Genomic DNA, 15,148 nt, shown 5'->3' with positions numbered 1-15,148 from the left:
ACCTAGAGTCCGTTTATCTGCACCTTGTACTTATCATTTGATAACCACGTACTAATAGTATATGTTTCATCAGTAGTATCATCTTTAACTGTCACACTGACTTGCCAAAGAAGTTTTTCAAGATTCTTTTTTACAACGCCAAAAATCTGTTTTTGAATTGCATTGTTACTATCATCACCATCATCTGGTGTTTCAGAGCCTGATATCTTTTCAAAGTCTGGAACAGTGAAGTTCTTCCATTCAACGCTATAGCTGATATTGTCATTACTCTCAAACTTTCCAGACTCTGGTTTTAGAGTGATGCTATCTTTTAGCTCTGGAGGGTATGCTAGGATTTCATTCATTTTCTCAATGCCGTATTCACGAAGAGTAATCTCTGTGCGCATCTCCATTGAGTCTGTGATATTTAAACCTTGAGCGGTAATGTATGAAGTAATAAAGACTGCGAATATTGCGAGCGCAATAAGAACCTCAATGAGGGTAAAACCTGAATTATTTTTTAATTGCTTAACCATTCGTTATAAAGTTCTTCTGCTCTTGTTGTTAATTTTTCAATATAGTCATCATTTGAGAAGTTCACATCTTCAAGGCCAACGTATTCACGATTGATTACTTGAGAATATGGCTCAGTTGATAGCGCGACCATTTCATCTTCAGTTGCAAGAATAATTATAACAGAATCTTTCTCACCTGTGGGGTAAAAGTAGACATATGGTTTGCCAGTTGTGTGTAATTTTTGTGTTAAGGTGCTACCTATGGCAACAATACGAACTCCTCCTGTTGGACGAAACTCGTTCGCATCAAAGTCGGGAAGTGGCATAAATCTTCCTTGCTTATTTGCTTCTTTTTGTTCTTCCTCTGTCAGATCGTCATAATTCTGTGTCGAATCCATGTCGATAACAAAGTCATTACTTTGTGCCATTTCTAGAGAAAGCTTTTGGTCGATATCTTCAATATCAAAACCAACACGTAAAAATTTATTTGTTAAACTAGCTTCATCACTTGAGAAGCGAATAATGCGTTCAATGTTTTCAATCGTATCATCGAGGTTGCGGCGTGAGGAAAAGGTTGATCCTGCAACCATGTAGAGAAGTAGGGAAGCTAAGGCCATGGATACCAGAATTTCAATTAATGTAAAACCTGATTGTCCATGTGCCTTATGCATAACTTCCCTGACTTTTAATTTAAATTACTTCTTATCTCTTAGGTAGATATCAGCAGCGAAACCTTCTCCGCCTTCTTCGTTATCATTACCATAAGACATGATATTGTAAGTCTTTCCATCTGAAGTATAAACATACTCCATATCCCATGGATCTAATGGGATTTCATCTGCATCGATAAATCCATTTGGTGGATAGTTCTTACATTCGCGTCCTCCAGACGGCTTTGAAATAAGTGCATCTAGTCCCATTTCTGTTGTTGGGTAGAAGTTACACTTTCTTCTAAAGTCTTTTAGTAGTGACTCTAGTGACTTCATTTGAATGTTTGCTGATTTTACACGACCTTCTTCTAGTGAGTCGAAAACCTTACCTGCAATAAATGTCCCCATTAATGAAATTAGAGTAAGGGCAATAAGGATTTCAATTAGTGTCATCCCTGCCTGACTCTTCATTACTTGGCGCTTTAAAAAATTGTTCTTCATTTAAAATCTCCTTAAATGTCTTCTTTCTTTATATCCTCTAAAAAAGCTTAATTGATCGAGTTTAGCTCCATCATTGGTACGACAACTGACATAACAATGAAGGCAACTGCTCCACCCATTCCGACCATCATAATAGGTTCAAGAACAGATGTTAACCCACTCAATTTAGATTCTACCTGATCTTCGTAGTTTTCTGCAATGATGTTAAGCATTGGTTCGAGTTCACCTGATTTCTCACCTAAACTAATCATATGGGTAACCATGATAGGGAAGTATCCCGATTGTGCAAGGGGCGCTGCCATGGAAGAACCTTCCGATATATTAACACGAGCATTTTCAATTGCCTCTTGCATATGAATATTACCAATTAGGTTTTTAACAATTTTCATTGATGCAAGAATTGGTACACCTGAATTCAGGAGTGTTGCTAAGGTTGAAGCAAAGCGAGATACGTTCACCATTGTAATAAGTGAACCAAAAATAGGAAGCTTTAATGTAACGTAGTCCCATTTCTCACGGCCACTCTTAGTATTAATATAGCGATTAAATAGCCAGTAAAGAGCGAATGCTCCAATAATGACGGCCCACCAATATTGCTGTAAAAAACTTGATAACCAAATCGAAATCTTTGTTGGTAGTGGTAATTCTTTTTTCATTGAAACAAAGATTTTTGTAATTTTTGGAATTACTAGAACAAGAATAACTCCCATAACAAGAGCACCAACAAGTAGCATGATGATTGGATACATCATGGCACCTTTTACTTTATTTTTTAATTTAACTTGTGCTTCTGTAAATTCTGCAAGACGGATGAGAACGATATCAAGAGTACCTGACTGTTCACCGGCCTCAACCATGTTGACATAGATATGGTCAAAGATTTTAGGGTAGTCTGAGAATGCAGCCGCAAGAGAGCTACCTTCGTTCACTTTTTGGCGAATTTCAGAGAGGACAACTTTTAGTTTTGGATTCTCTGACTGCTCAATAAGTGCATTGAAGGCTTCAACGATTTGAATCTTTGCTTTGACAAGAGTGGCCAGCTGTCTAGTCATAAGTGATAGGTCATTGATTGAAACGCTACTTCCAAAGTTCAACTCAAAAGAAGACTTACTAGAAGACTTATGTTCTTTAATCGCTGTAAGCATAATACCTTTAGCACGAATCTTGGCCTTTGCTGCCTGTTCGTTTTCTGCTGTGATATTACCTTTCTTTTCAGTTCCGGTGCGATCAATACCTTTATAATCAAATATGGCCATGTCTTCTTACTCTTTTGTTACTCGTAACTTTCGTCTTCACCTTCGATATTAATAGCACGGTTCATTTCAGCAATTGAAGTTATTCCCATAAGAACCTTTTCAATTGCATCGTCTCTAAGAGTCTTCATCCCGTACTTTTGCGCAACTCTTTTTATTTGTCCAGATGGAGAAGAGTTGATAATCAAAGAGCGAATTTCATCGTTAATCATTAAAAGTTCTGCTACTACAGTCATTCCTGAGTAGCCTTTATTGTCACAACTTGGACAACCTACGGCCTCATATACTGTTGAACCTTCTGGTATTTTATCGATCCCTAAAACTTCGAGATCAAAATCTGTAATATCTTTTGGCTTCTTACACTCCTTACAAAGAGTTCGAATAAGTCTTTGCGCTAGTGCACCAGAAAGAGAAGAGGCAATCATGAATGGCTGCACTCCCATATCAATCAGACGGTTCGGTACAGATGAAGCGTCATTAGTGTGAATTGTCGAAAGAACAAAGTGACCTGTAATAGAGGCCTGAATTGCCATCTCTGCTGTTTCGTAGTCCCTTGTTTCCCCAACCATGATAACATCAGGGTTTTGACGAAGGATCGCACGAAGTGCTTTGGCAAATGAAAGTTCAATCTTATGATTTACCTGAATTTGTGAAATTCCTGGGACTTCATATTCCACCGGATCTTCAACTGTAATAATCATTCTGTCAGGTGTGTTAATTCGACTTAGCATCGCAAAGAGAGTTGTCGACTTACCATGTCCAGTTGGACCAGATACATAAACGATCCCATCTTTTCTTTGTGATAGAGCATCCAGATCATCAAGAACTTTACCGTGGAAACCAAGGTGATCAAGTTGAAGGATATTATTATCTTTTTCAAGAATCCTCATAACGATACGCTCACCATTTTGAACAGGTACCGTTGAAAGACGGATATCGATATCCTTACCGGCCATCTTGATAGGGATACGCCCATCTTGTGGAAGACGTTTTTCTGCAATATCTAGTTTTGCCATAACTTTAATACGTGAGGCAACGGCAGAGTGTGTCTTAAGTGGTTGTCTTAAAACTTCCGTCATAACTCGGTTAATACGAAAGCGGTAAATTGACTCTTTTTCATAAGGTTCAATGTGAATATCGGTAGCGCGCTCTTTTACAGCTCTAAAGATAATTGAGTTTACAAAACGAATAACAGGGGCCTCGTCAGCTCCTGCATCTAAGATATCAATTGGCCCATCAAGATCAAGAGATTCATCGAACTCATCTTCAAGGGACTGAACCATATTCTTATTGGCCTTCTCATAAACACGGTTAATGGCATCATTAACTTTTAGAGGCTGGGCCACAGAGATATGAATATCTTTTTTAAAGATCTCTCTTAAATCATTAATAGCATCGAAATTGAATGGGTCAGTGATAATAACTGAAACAAAGCGAGGAGTTTCCATTACTGGAATAAGCTCTTGAGTCTTTGCATAATTGATTGGAATATTCGTAATTAATTCCGGATCAATTGAATCCACGTCAATTTCGGATTCATAAGGAATTTCAATTTGGTGACAAATTACTTTTGTAATATCGTGAGGGTGAATATAGTTCTTCTTAAGTAAGATTTCACCGATAAGCATTCCTGATTCTTGTTGAATCTCTAGTGCTTCATCTAATTGCTCACGTGTAAGAGAGGTGTGCTTAATTAAAAGCTCACCAATCTTTTCTTTACCGTGTTCAAATGTTTCTAGCATTTGGTTTCTCATTAACATCAAGCCTTTTAATATTACTTCTTAATCACTACTTCTTTATTTGAAGACTTTACTTTTACAGCTGGGGCCTTCTTAGGAGCAGATTTCTTTGCGTTTACTTTTTGAACGATATCTTTGTAGCTAGGCTCTATAACTGAGTCATTCATGACGCTATCATGATTTTGTTGCTTGTAATACTTATTACGTTGTTCATCATATAGTGGACCTTGCTCTTGTTTTTGTGCCTTGTTGTAAAGACCCTTTGCTGTTGACTTAAATGGGTCTTTTTCACCATGGAATTCTTTAAGGTGAGAAGCACGACGGTTTAAGCTCTCTTTAACAGTGCTTGCAACGTCTTCTTGATAGTTATCAAGAATCTTTGGTGTTAAGAACATTAGCATATTAAGTTTTTCTGTTTGAGTCGTCGTATTCTTAAATAACCAACCAAGAACAGGGATATCACCAAGTAGGGGAACCTTACTTACTGAATCAGTTGTCTTATCTCTCATCATACCACCCATTGCAATTGTGTCGCGGTCACGAACAGTTACAGTTGTTACGGCACTTCTTACAACAGTACCAACACCTACTGCTTGTACACCAGATGGGAGAGCTCTACTTGAGAAATCTTCAAAGTTTTGGTCAATTTTTAGTTTGATATATCTCGTTACCTTGTTAATTTGAGGAGTTATCTTCATTTTTAATGTAACGTTTTGTGTCTCAAGTGATGTCGTTGTCGAACCATTTGAAGCTTGTGTTTCCTTCGGTACAGGAATTTTTTCACCAACTTCAAATACTCCTTCAGTATTATCTTGAACCAATAGTTGTGGAGTTGATAGAACGTTTGTATCACCATTACTTGCAATTGCTGAAATTAGAGCGTTAATAGAGTCGATCTTAACAGTTTGACCGTTAATTTCTGTTTCTATTTCATTACCAAGACCAACACCTGCAAATAGACCACCAATTGATGTCCATGTTCCAGAGATTAATTGAGTCAGTATTGAACCTGAAGTCCCGTTGATTGAACCGGCGCGATCAGCTGCTCCAGAACCGTATGCTCCAACAATAGAAACACCAAGGTCACGAGATTTTGAAATATTTGTTTCCATCACAAGGCCTTCGATGAATACTTGGTCCTTTGGTTGGTCTAGCTTCTTAATAACTTTTTCAAGTGTAAGCCAATCAGTAGGTGACGCCGTAACAACAAGTGCGTTATTTGATTTATCAGCAGTAATTCTTACTTCTGCATTGAATAGTTCATTATTGTCATCATTTGAAGTTCTTGAAAAACGTGATGTTCTTCTCGTACTTGATGTTCTCGACTTTGATCCACTTACTAGCTCAGATAATGTTTTTGACATATCTTCTGCATCACCGTGATAAAGGTAGTAAACGTGGATTTGTTCATTATTTGAAGCAACTAACTCAACATCAAGCTTATTAATAAGCTCTTTTAGTCTCTTTGCCCCACTTGAGTTTGCCATGGCAATAATTGAGTTTGTACGTGGCTCGGCCGTAAGTTTAGAGATAATTTGTCCACCACCATCAGAGCTTCTTCTTGAAGAAGTTTTCTTCGATGTATCATCTTTTAGGATCTTATCCAGAAGCTTGGCAATTTCAGAAGCTGAAGTATTTTTAACTGGAATAATTTGAAGAGTTTCTTCGTGTCCAGGAACATCGATGAATTTAATTAAGCTCATTAAACGGTTGATGTTAGAACCTGTATCTTGAATGATAATTGTATTTGTTTGCTTGATCTCAATAATACGCCCGTAACGAGACATGAAGGGTCTAAATGAACGAGAAACTTCTGTTGAATCAATATTTTTAAGAGCAATAATCTTCATTAGGTAATTCTCTGTTTCCGGAACATAATTACCTGTGTAAATCTTTGTTGGGATGTAGCGAATATCTCTTGCTTGAACAATCTTGTAGAAAGCACCAGATTTAACCATAGTTAAGCCGTTCATATTAAGTGCTGCTAAATATGCTTTCCATGCATCACCAACTGTAATTGGAGTCGGTGCTGAAATTGATATCTTTCCTTTGAGGTCCTTGTCAATAATAAGGTTAAGCCCTGTAAGCTTTTGCATATGCTTTGTCAGGTCTTGTAGGGAAGTGTCTTCGAAATCAAAGCTCGTTACAATCTCTGGCCCAAAAGCAGTTTCTGGGTTTAAGTTAACGTAAGCATCGTCAGACTTCTTTGGTTGATTGGCCGTTCTACCAAATGCATCACTTCCTGACTCTGCATTCCCACTGTTGAGTAGGTTGGCAGCGGAAGGAGTAGCATCACGATTAACCTTCGTTTTCGATTTAAATTGTCTAAACTGAGCCTGTGCCGGATCTGCGGCAAGACATAGTAAAGATAGTGCTGAGAGATTTAAAAATAGTTTCTTCATCCATGATCCCTATAATTATTCGACAAAATTGTAGTTGTAGCTTTGCTGAACTCCGTTTCTCTTAATACCGAGTTCGTAATAGTCCGTAGACTTAATTTTTCCAAACATTCCCATAATTTGATTCATATTCTCGATTTTTGCGCCGTTAATTTCACAAATTATGTCATCATTTTGAACATTTAAGTATGAATAGATTGAACCAGGTTTAACTTCAGTCATTTTGAAGCAAAGTGATCCATCTGGATTCTTTATCGTAATGGCCTTGGCCTGAGTAAGAACGTCTCCAATATTACTTAGGAGAGAGTCACGTAGTTCTTTCTTGATTTTAAAGTTATTTCCTTCAACTTTAATATCTTTATTGAACTCAGGCATAACTTCTTTCGCTCTACTTGGAGGAAGAATCTTTGTATTGGCCTTGCGTGCAAAGCGTTTCGCTTTCTCATCAACATTTGCAATGAATTCACATTCACCAGTTCTTAAATTTTTAAAGATAACTTTTTGGCGAGTGATACTTCCAATTTCTGCAATATTATTGATCTTTCCACCAACACGAACGTTTTCAACTTTTCCACGGTTAGAAACACTCGCAACTGACTTCTTTGTATTTTGTAGAACGATCGTATTTAGCAGCTTAAAGCCAAGTCTTGATTCTTGATCGGCCGAATGACAAACCTTAACAACATTCTTTGGACGCTTAACTTTTGTTTCAGTTTTTTCATTCTCATCTTCTTGAATATTAAAAGGGTTGTAATTTCTAAAATTAGCAATCGATGGATTGTGGTCGTATGTAGTAGGGCGACTAAAGTTTGTTTGGAATTTTGCGCTGTTATCTTTTCCACTTAGAAAAAGAGCGGCAAACTTTCCAATCTGATATAAGAAGGCACAAGTTAAGAGAATTAAGAAGTAGTGATGAATCTTTGGACGAGACTCATTACTTAGAAGGTTAGGAAGGAAGTATTGGGCACCAGATTGGTGACCTTTTCCTCTTTTTCCAGCGCCAACTTTTGATAAGTCAAAATCTTCTGTTTTAGATTTAATCTTATCAAGCATACGTTGCATGACATTGTACTTATTGCCTGATTCTACTTCTAGTTCGTCTTCTTCATCATCCGAAAACTCTTCAGAGTCTTCATCTTCTGTGTCATCTTTTGATTTATTAGAGAGCTTACTCTTAAGCTTTGATAAGAATCCAGCGTCTTCTTCAGAATGTGCCTCAAGGTCATCAATATAGACTTCTAGGGTTGGGTCTTCCAACACATTGTCATCTTCTTGATGAGCTTCAAGTTGAGCTGCTGGAGGGGGTGGAAGAGGGACGTCGACATCTTCTTCGTAGACTTCGCCTTCGTACTCTTCTTCGTACTCCTCGCCATCGTGATGAGTTTCTTCATGCTCAATAAATTCACTGTCATCCTGTTCCTTGGATAACTTTGATTTAATTTTTGAAAAGAATCCTTTCTTTTTCGTCATTAAGTTTCTTCTTGAAAGTTTTTATATTTTAATACCTTATAGTATTTTAAGGTTGTTTACCCAAAGCATCAACCATTGATATATTCGGTAAGAATTTTCTTTATTTTCGACCGAGTGTTTTTGTCGGACAAACTTTAGTAAGTGTTTGCTTTGATTATTTGACGTATGTCGTGCTAAAATGTCAGGGAATTCTAGTCAATCAAATTTCTACCCACATAGATGGATTTAAAAAAGGACTTAATGATGAGTGAAGAAAAGCAAATGATGGACTCCATTGTTGGAGATCTATTCTTTGGTGAAGTTAAAGAAGACAATGTATTTCCATACCCTGGTTTTACTGATGAGCAGCAAGACTTTGGGCGCGAAATGGTGAACGCTGTAAATAAGTTCTGTGAGGGGACTTTAGACGGTGAGAAAATGGATCATGAAGGTGTGATCCCGCCTGAAGTAATGCAAGGTCTAGCTGAACTTGGGCTTTTTGGGATGGGTGTTCATGAAGATCTAGGTGGTCTTGGCCTTGATTATACTCTTTATAGTCGCGTTTTTGCAGAAGTTGCTTCTTTTGATGGTGCTGTTGCAACAATGATTGGTGCTCACCAGTCAATTGGTTACCGTGCACTACTTAATGAAGGAACTGAAGAACAGAAGGCAAAGTGGCTTCCACAACTTGCTTCAGGTGAAAAGTTAGCAGCATTTTGTTTAACTGAACCAGGCTCAGGTTCTGATGCATATTCGATTAAGACAAAGGCCGTTGATAATGGTGACGGTACATATACGATCACTGGACAGAAGCTTTGGATCACAAATGCTGGTACAGCAGAATTTTACTCAGTATTTTGTAAGACAGATCACGAAGTAGATGGTGAAACAAAAGAGAAGATCTCTTGTTTTGTTGTCGAAAAGGGAATGGAAGGTCTTTCATTTGGTGAAAAAGAAAACAAAATGGGGATCCGCGCCTCTGAAACACGTGCGGTTTACTTTGATAAAGTAATTGTTCCTAAAGAAAATATTCTTGGTGAGCTTGGAAAAGGTTTCAAGATTGCGATGAACGTTCTTAACTCTGGACGTCTATCACTTGGTGCTGGATGTGTTGGTGGAATGAAGACTATTCTTAAGCTTGCAACTGAGCACGCTAAAGGACGTAAGCAATTTGGTGCACCAATTGCTGAATTTGGCCTTATTCAAGATAAACTTGCTCTTATGGCAGCAAGAATCTATGCAACTGAATCAATCGTTTACATGACAACTGGTAATATGTGTAAAGGTCTAAACGACTACTACCTAGAAACAGCTGTTTGTAAAATCTATGGTTCTGAATCTCTTTGGGAAGTTGTTGATCAAGGGATGCAGATTGCAGCAGGTAATGGTTATATGAAAGAGTATCCATATGAAAGAATTATGAGAGACTCTCGTATTAATATGATCTTTGAAGGAACAAACGAAATTTTAAGAATCTTCCTTGCTCTTTCTGGTATTAGAAATCCATCTGAAAGCATGAAAGCACTTGGTAAAGCGGCTGATGTTTCAAAAGCTCTTCAAGATCCGATTAAGTCAGTAGGTGTATTAACAAACTTCGCAAAAGGCCGTCTATCAAAGATGATTGGGCAACGTCTAATCACTAAGCATCACGCTAAGCTTGAAAAGGAAGCAGGGAAGTTTAATTCTCTTCTTGGTCAATTCGCAATTCAAGTTGAGAATACACTAATGAAGTATGGTAAGAATATTATTGGAAATGAGCTTCCACAAAAGAGAATTGCTGAAATGGCGATGAACCTTTATGTAATGTTAGCAGTAATCTCTCGTACAACTTCAATCCTTAATAGTGACAAGATCGAACAAGACAAGAAAGACTATGCTCTTAACCTTGCTCGTGTAGCACTTAAAGATGCAAGAGCAGTTGTTGTGACAAATCTTAAGGCAATGACTTCACACGATGATAAAGTTGTTAAAGAAACTTCTGATCAAGTTTGTGCAAATGACGGTTACGGCCTAGATATCATTAACTTCTAATTATTTTTCATGACAATTTAAAAAATAATCTCTTAGGCCCTAGTAAAAAATGCTGGGGCCTATTAGAATATTGATATGAAATATTCTCTCCTGCTACTTTCTTCGGCCATACTCTTAACTTCTTGTTCTAGTAAGGTTTTTAAAAAGAAAGAAAAGAAATCAAAAACTAAACAAGTAAGGCTCAATTATGGGCCAACAAAGTCATCTTCGAAATTTGTCGATGTGACGAGAAAACTTGGACTAAGTGGTATTAAGGCGTCACGTGTTTATGTATATGATATCAACGGTGATGGAAGAGAGGATCTCGTTTTCTTAAATGGGAATTATTCTGTTCCTCAGTTTTACTTGGCCACGGATGAAGGCTTTGTTAAAGCTAAGAATATCTACTTTGAAGATGATGTTCAGGTGACGTTCTTACAATTTGCGGACCTTGATAAGGATGGAATTGTCGATGTTATTACAGGGATTCATAACCAGAAGTCGGCCTTAACGAAGAAACCTCTTGTTTCGTATAAGGGAAGCCCTTCTCGTAATAATGGTATTGTCTTTAGAAAGTTTGGTGAAACCAGCTTTGACTTCATTGCACCAATTTCAAACGTTAACCTCTTTGACTATGATAATGACGGGCTCTTAGATTTCTTTGTCGCTAATTGGTTTGACCGTAATAAAGAGGGTGAGGCAATTGAGAATCGCCTCTTTACTTATAAGAAAGGTAAGGTCTTCGGAATTTCTGGTGCCCTAACAAGTGAACTAGACCAGCGTGGTGATACATATATAAATATTGCACCGACTTTTTCATCAAGTATTTGTGATATAAATAATGACGGCATCCCTGATATCTTAACGAGTAACTCTGCTGGTTATCCAAATAAGCTTTGGCTTTCATCAAAGCGTGGAAAAAATATTGTCTACACTGATACGGGCAAGAGTTCTGGTTACAGTATGGATACAATCACTAGTGGTGGCCGCTATAACGGTGGGAACTCTACCTTTGCAATTTGTGGTGACTATAATAATGATGGCTACTACGATATTGCCATGGGAGAAATCTCTCACTCTCTTGATTTAGCTTCGCGCGATCGTTCAAGTATTTTGACGAATAAAGGTCTTAAGGATATTTCTTTCATTCGTACAGAGTATACAAATGATGAAGCGAAGGCTAATTGGAACCAAGGTGATATGAGAGGGCTTTGGAGTGACTTAAATAACGACGGCCTTATTGATTTAATCGTTGATAACTCTGGCTTTCCGCCTCACTCAAGACTTGTCTCATTTGTACAAGAAAATGATCATGAGTTAGTTAACCGTGCGCCAGATCTTGGAATTGATATTGTGAATCCAAGCTCAACTGTCGTCCTAGACTATAACGATGATGGTAGAATGGATATTCTAACGATTCAAACGAATACTCGTGATTTTAGAATTGGGCCGAGAGTTTATTTATTCGAAAATCAACTCCCACAAAAGAATTTTATCAAACTTAAGCTCATTGGAAAAAAGTCTAATAAAGAAGCTTATGGTGCGAAGGTAATCGTAGATACAGATAAGGGCAATACTTTTACTCGCCAACACTATCCATCTTTTGGGCAATTTCAGCCTCAAAATTCATCTTATATTCACATTGGTCTTGGAGATGAGAAGGTTAGTGAAGTTGTCGTTGAATGGCCCTATTTATTAAAAAATGGGAAGAAGCTTAGAAAGACTTATCCTGTCTTGATGAACTCAACGACAATCATAAAAGAGTAGGTGCCGAGTAGGTGCCATGCACCTTTGGTTTCGCACCTGCTAAATACGACGGGAAGTTCTATTATTTTTTATTTTAAACTCTGGCCTTGTTAAAGCATCTTTAATTCTAGTAGATGAAAACTTCTCGTCTTCTTGGTTTACCCACTCTAAGAAATTTTTAGTATCTCCAATTATTGGATCTTTTAATTTAAATCCCAAATCCTCATTCTTAATTACATAAGACAGAGTCGAAAACTCATAATTTTGACACTTTTGTGTAATTCCTTTGCGATTCGGGTTTTGATAGACGTAACGCAATACCGTTTGATAATACTTTTGGTCTTTAACAATTGACCACTTATAGCGATCTCCAAATATGCGATTGATTCGACCTGTCTCTCTTCTTATCAGCTTACTTAAGTGGGAATTCATAAAGAACATAAAACGATCGATATCACAATTTGGAGTCCAGATTAAGAGATGATAGTGATTTGTCATTAATACAAATGCTTGGATTTCGACTGGATGGTGATTTTGAGCATATTTGATTGATTTCAAACAATAGTTCCAAACGGTAGACATGGGAATATCGAACCATTCCTTATTATTTGTTCTGATATAAACGTGGTACGGACAAAGATTTGTTCTAATTATTGGTTTTCTTGGCATTCAGCACTGATAACTGAGTTTAGGAATGAATAAAATTAAAAAAGGAGTATTTATTTGAATATTTCGTATGTGAAAATAGGGGAGAGTTTGCACCCGCTTGTTAGCAGGTGCGAAACCAAAGGTGCATGGCACCTACATATTCTTTTTAATAATTGAGATCATCTCTTTCACTTGAGCATCACTTGCTTTTCCATTGATCTTATAAACAATGCTACCTGACTTATCGAAAACAAGGATATTCGAGTCGTCATCTTTTACGATTCCTTTCCACTTTTTAACGATTACTTTTTCAAGGTCTTTTACATAAAGAGTGTTAGGATATTTCTTTTGCTTGTCTTCTAGAGCACCCTCAAGGATTGAGTTTGGAAGCCAAGTTGCATCCATATTAATAACTGCAATAGAAGCATACTTTTTAAGGTCAAATTTTTCGCGTGCAAGGGCCTCTGAGGCGTGATTATTTAAGTCTTTTTCGTCAGGGTCAACGTAGAATAGAACGTGAACTTTATCTTTTAGCTCTGATGAAGACCAGGCCTTTCCATTTAGGCGACCACCATTTTCACCTGAAATTTCAACAATTGCAGGCTTCATTGCTAAAGTTGATACACATAAAAGTGCCATCATAAAAATCTTCTTCATTCACTTCTCCTATTCGATAAAAGTTTTATTAAATATTTGTTTTAAGTTTAAACTAAATTTAGAGTCTTTTTGAACTGTCTTCTTTAACACTTTTGCTCGAAGTTGGTCATTATACTCAACTAACTCTTGCATCAGTTCATCAAATTGATTTAATTCAATAACATTTGGAACTCTCGTTTGAAAGAAGTCCTTTAGCTGCTTGATGCGATTTTTTTCTATATCGAGAAAGTTTGTCAGCTTATGCTCTTCATTACCTGAAGACTGCTTCTTAGGAGGAGGAGCGAATTCATCTCCTAGGACCTTCTTTATATGCTGATCAATTTTTTTAAGGTCATCATTTTGATTATCTTCTGACATTTTCGTCTTCCATGATTGAAATTATCTTTTCAAGTTTCGAACCTTCTTTAGCAAGTGCTTTAATGATTCTCTGTGAAGAAATCGTTCGTCCGAACTCATCAAGACATAACTGTACATCTTCATTTCTTATATTAGAAGCTGAGATATCAATGAAGTCCAATATTTTCTGTTCTTTGTTTGTAGGCCTGGCCGCTTCAAATTGGTAGTACTTAGGAAGATCCTCAAGTGACTTAAAGATAGGAAAACGAGTCCAAATATCTTCAATATCTGAGATGATGTAGAAGGGATAAGGAAACTTTGGTGAAAGGTTTTCTTCCTCTAAAACATTAGATAAGAGTCCCAGCAATTTAATAAGTCGATCTCTTTGGAGTTTCGATGCATCTAGATAAAGTGGCTGATGACCAACACGGTAAGTTTTCATGGCCAGTTTTATTTCTTCTTTATCAATGGCCTTGAGTTTAAATTCTTCTAAAATGGGTGTTTTCATAGATCTATTATAACAGCAGCAGCTTATTAATATAAAGCTGGAATCTCACCTAAATCTCATTTATCATAGTTTTATGGAATTAGATTATGTAGAACTTCCCGAGAGATTTTGTCAGTTACTTTTGAGTGATGTTTCAAGCTCAAGTAACACATCTGTTGATTTACAAAGATTTCTCTTTGAATCACCTGCAATGGCCAGGATTCTTTATCGTATTTTAAATGGCGGTGAGGAGACTGATTTAACCTCTCTAGTAAAGAAGTATGGTTGGCATGGAATTCGTGATCGTCTCTTGGCCTACTACATGAACTTTCTCTACAATAGTAATCACCCTCATGCTGTTTTGACAGAAGAGGTTGAGGATATCAAAAAGATTGAATCACGATTTCGCGATAAAACGGTAAGTGGCTACTCTCGTTTAATTTCACTTGGTATGTACCTAAAAGTTTCTTGTTATGAATCTGATCTTGAAAGTATTGAGGAGCATCCTTATTTCCCGGATCGAAGAATTGATCAACTATTAGCTCAATCTAAAAATAGAAATATTCGTATTGATATCTTGATACTAATGCTTGTTCACTTTTTAAAATACTTAGGTGAAGAAAAACTTTTTGGACTAATTAGAGCGAAACAGAGCTTTGAGACGATTGAGTCGATGCTTGCAACAGACCAGAAATACCAACTACAAAAAAATATAATTAATTACGCCTTAAGTATTGGAGACACTGACTTGATTGCGTCGAAAACAGTTTAAGATAGTG

The 15,148-nt window shown here is 37.1% G+C and carries 14 protein-coding genes; 3 read left to right on the top strand and 11 right to left on the bottom strand.

All coding sequences use genetic code 11. The annotated features are described in order from the left end of the window. Positions 1–2: 2 nt before the first annotated feature. From ABMA76_RS07570 to ABMA76_RS07540, 7 genes are read right to left on the bottom strand one after another with little or no spacing between them, the layout of a single operon-like run. Positions 3–515 (bottom strand): prepilin-type N-terminal cleavage/methylation domain-containing protein, encoded by a 513-nt coding sequence (locus tag ABMA76_RS07570; protein WP_392856314.1) that lies wholly within the window; start codon positions 513–515, stop codon positions 3–5. Continuing rightward, complete coding sequence (locus ABMA76_RS07565; protein ID WP_392907453.1) at positions 500–1,165, bottom strand: Tfp pilus assembly protein FimT/FimU; 666 nt, start codon at positions 1,163–1,165, stop codon at positions 500–502. Before ABMA76_RS07565 ends, ABMA76_RS07570 begins: the two co-directional genes overlap by 16 nt. A 24-nt stretch (positions 1,166–1,189) precedes the next feature. Further along, positions 1,190–1,645 carry a type II secretion system major pseudopilin GspG gene (gene gspG, locus ABMA76_RS07560; protein WP_392907455.1) on the bottom strand — a complete coding sequence of 152 codons (456 nt, stop codon included), beginning with the start codon at positions 1,643–1,645 and terminating at the stop codon, positions 1,190–1,192. Between the two features lie 47 nt (positions 1,646–1,692). Further along, the gene (gspF, locus tag ABMA76_RS07555) at positions 1,693–2,901 is read right to left on the bottom strand and encodes a type II secretion system inner membrane protein GspF (protein ID WP_392907456.1); all 1,209 of its coding nucleotides are present in this window, start codon (positions 2,899–2,901) and stop codon (positions 1,693–1,695) included. 17 nt (positions 2,902–2,918) lie between these two features. Continuing rightward, entirely contained in the window at positions 2,919–4,652 is a 1,734-nt protein-coding gene (locus ABMA76_RS07550) for a GspE/PulE family protein (protein ID WP_392907458.1), read from the bottom strand. Positions 4,653–4,672: 20 nt separating this feature from the next. Beyond that, positions 4,673–7,039 carry a type II secretion system secretin GspD gene (gene gspD / locus ABMA76_RS07545; RefSeq protein ID WP_392907460.1) on the bottom strand — a complete coding sequence of 789 codons (2,367 nt, stop codon included), beginning with the start codon at positions 7,037–7,039 and terminating at the stop codon, positions 4,673–4,675. Positions 7,040–7,054: 15 nt separating this feature from the next. Further along, entirely contained in the window at positions 7,055–8,506 is a 1,452-nt protein-coding gene (locus tag ABMA76_RS07540; protein WP_392907462.1) for a hypothetical protein, read from the bottom strand. Positions 8,507–8,749: 243 nt separating this feature from the next. Between ABMA76_RS07540 and ABMA76_RS07535 the strand changes: the two genes are divergently transcribed. After that, on the top strand, positions 8,750–10,516 hold the full coding sequence (locus ABMA76_RS07535; protein WP_392907464.1) for an acyl-CoA dehydrogenase family protein: 1,767 nt from the start codon (positions 8,750–8,752) through the stop codon (positions 10,514–10,516). Between the two features lie 75 nt (positions 10,517–10,591). Next, entirely contained in the window at positions 10,592–12,262 is a 1,671-nt protein-coding gene (locus ABMA76_RS07530; protein ID WP_393061294.1) for a CRTAC1 family protein, read from the top strand. A 39-nt stretch (positions 12,263–12,301) separates the two neighbouring features. Here ABMA76_RS07530 and ABMA76_RS07525 read toward each other — a convergent pair whose 3' ends face one another. The 4 genes from ABMA76_RS07525 to ABMA76_RS07510 form a co-directional block, all read right to left on the bottom strand. After that, positions 12,302–12,910 carry a transposase gene (locus ABMA76_RS07525; protein ID WP_392907468.1) on the bottom strand — a complete coding sequence of 203 codons (609 nt, stop codon included), beginning with the start codon at positions 12,908–12,910 and terminating at the stop codon, positions 12,302–12,304. 132 nt (positions 12,911–13,042) lie between these two features. Next, positions 13,043–13,546: a YtfJ family protein gene (locus ABMA76_RS07520; RefSeq protein WP_392907470.1), complete on the bottom strand. Its 504-nt coding sequence runs from the start codon at positions 13,544–13,546 to the stop codon at positions 13,043–13,045. Between the two features lie 9 nt (positions 13,547–13,555). Then, positions 13,556–13,903, bottom strand: coding sequence for a hypothetical protein (locus ABMA76_RS07515; protein ID WP_392907471.1), 348 nt, complete (start codon positions 13,901–13,903; stop codon positions 13,556–13,558). Then, the gene (locus ABMA76_RS07510) at positions 13,890–14,390 is read right to left on the bottom strand and encodes a hypothetical protein (RefSeq protein ID WP_392907473.1); all 501 of its coding nucleotides are present in this window, start codon (positions 14,388–14,390) and stop codon (positions 13,890–13,892) included. The genes ABMA76_RS07515 and ABMA76_RS07510 overlap by 14 nt, the downstream gene beginning before the upstream one ends. A gap of 73 nt (positions 14,391–14,463) precedes the next feature. On the opposite strand from ABMA76_RS07510, the gene ABMA76_RS07505 reads away from it, so the two are divergent. Then, positions 14,464–15,141: a hypothetical protein gene (locus tag ABMA76_RS07505; RefSeq protein WP_392907475.1), complete on the top strand. Its 678-nt coding sequence runs from the start codon at positions 14,464–14,466 to the stop codon at positions 15,139–15,141. The last annotated feature ends 7 nt before the right edge of the window (positions 15,142–15,148 follow it).

Source organism: Halobacteriovorax sp. ZH5_bin.2 (assembly GCF_043196375.1).
Taxonomy (GTDB): Bacteria; Bdellovibrionota; Bacteriovoracia; order Bacteriovoracales; family Bacteriovoracaceae; genus Halobacteriovorax_A.
The sequence above is the reverse complement of the archived record's forward strand: the minus strand, read 5'-3'. Positions and strand labels throughout refer to the sequence as shown.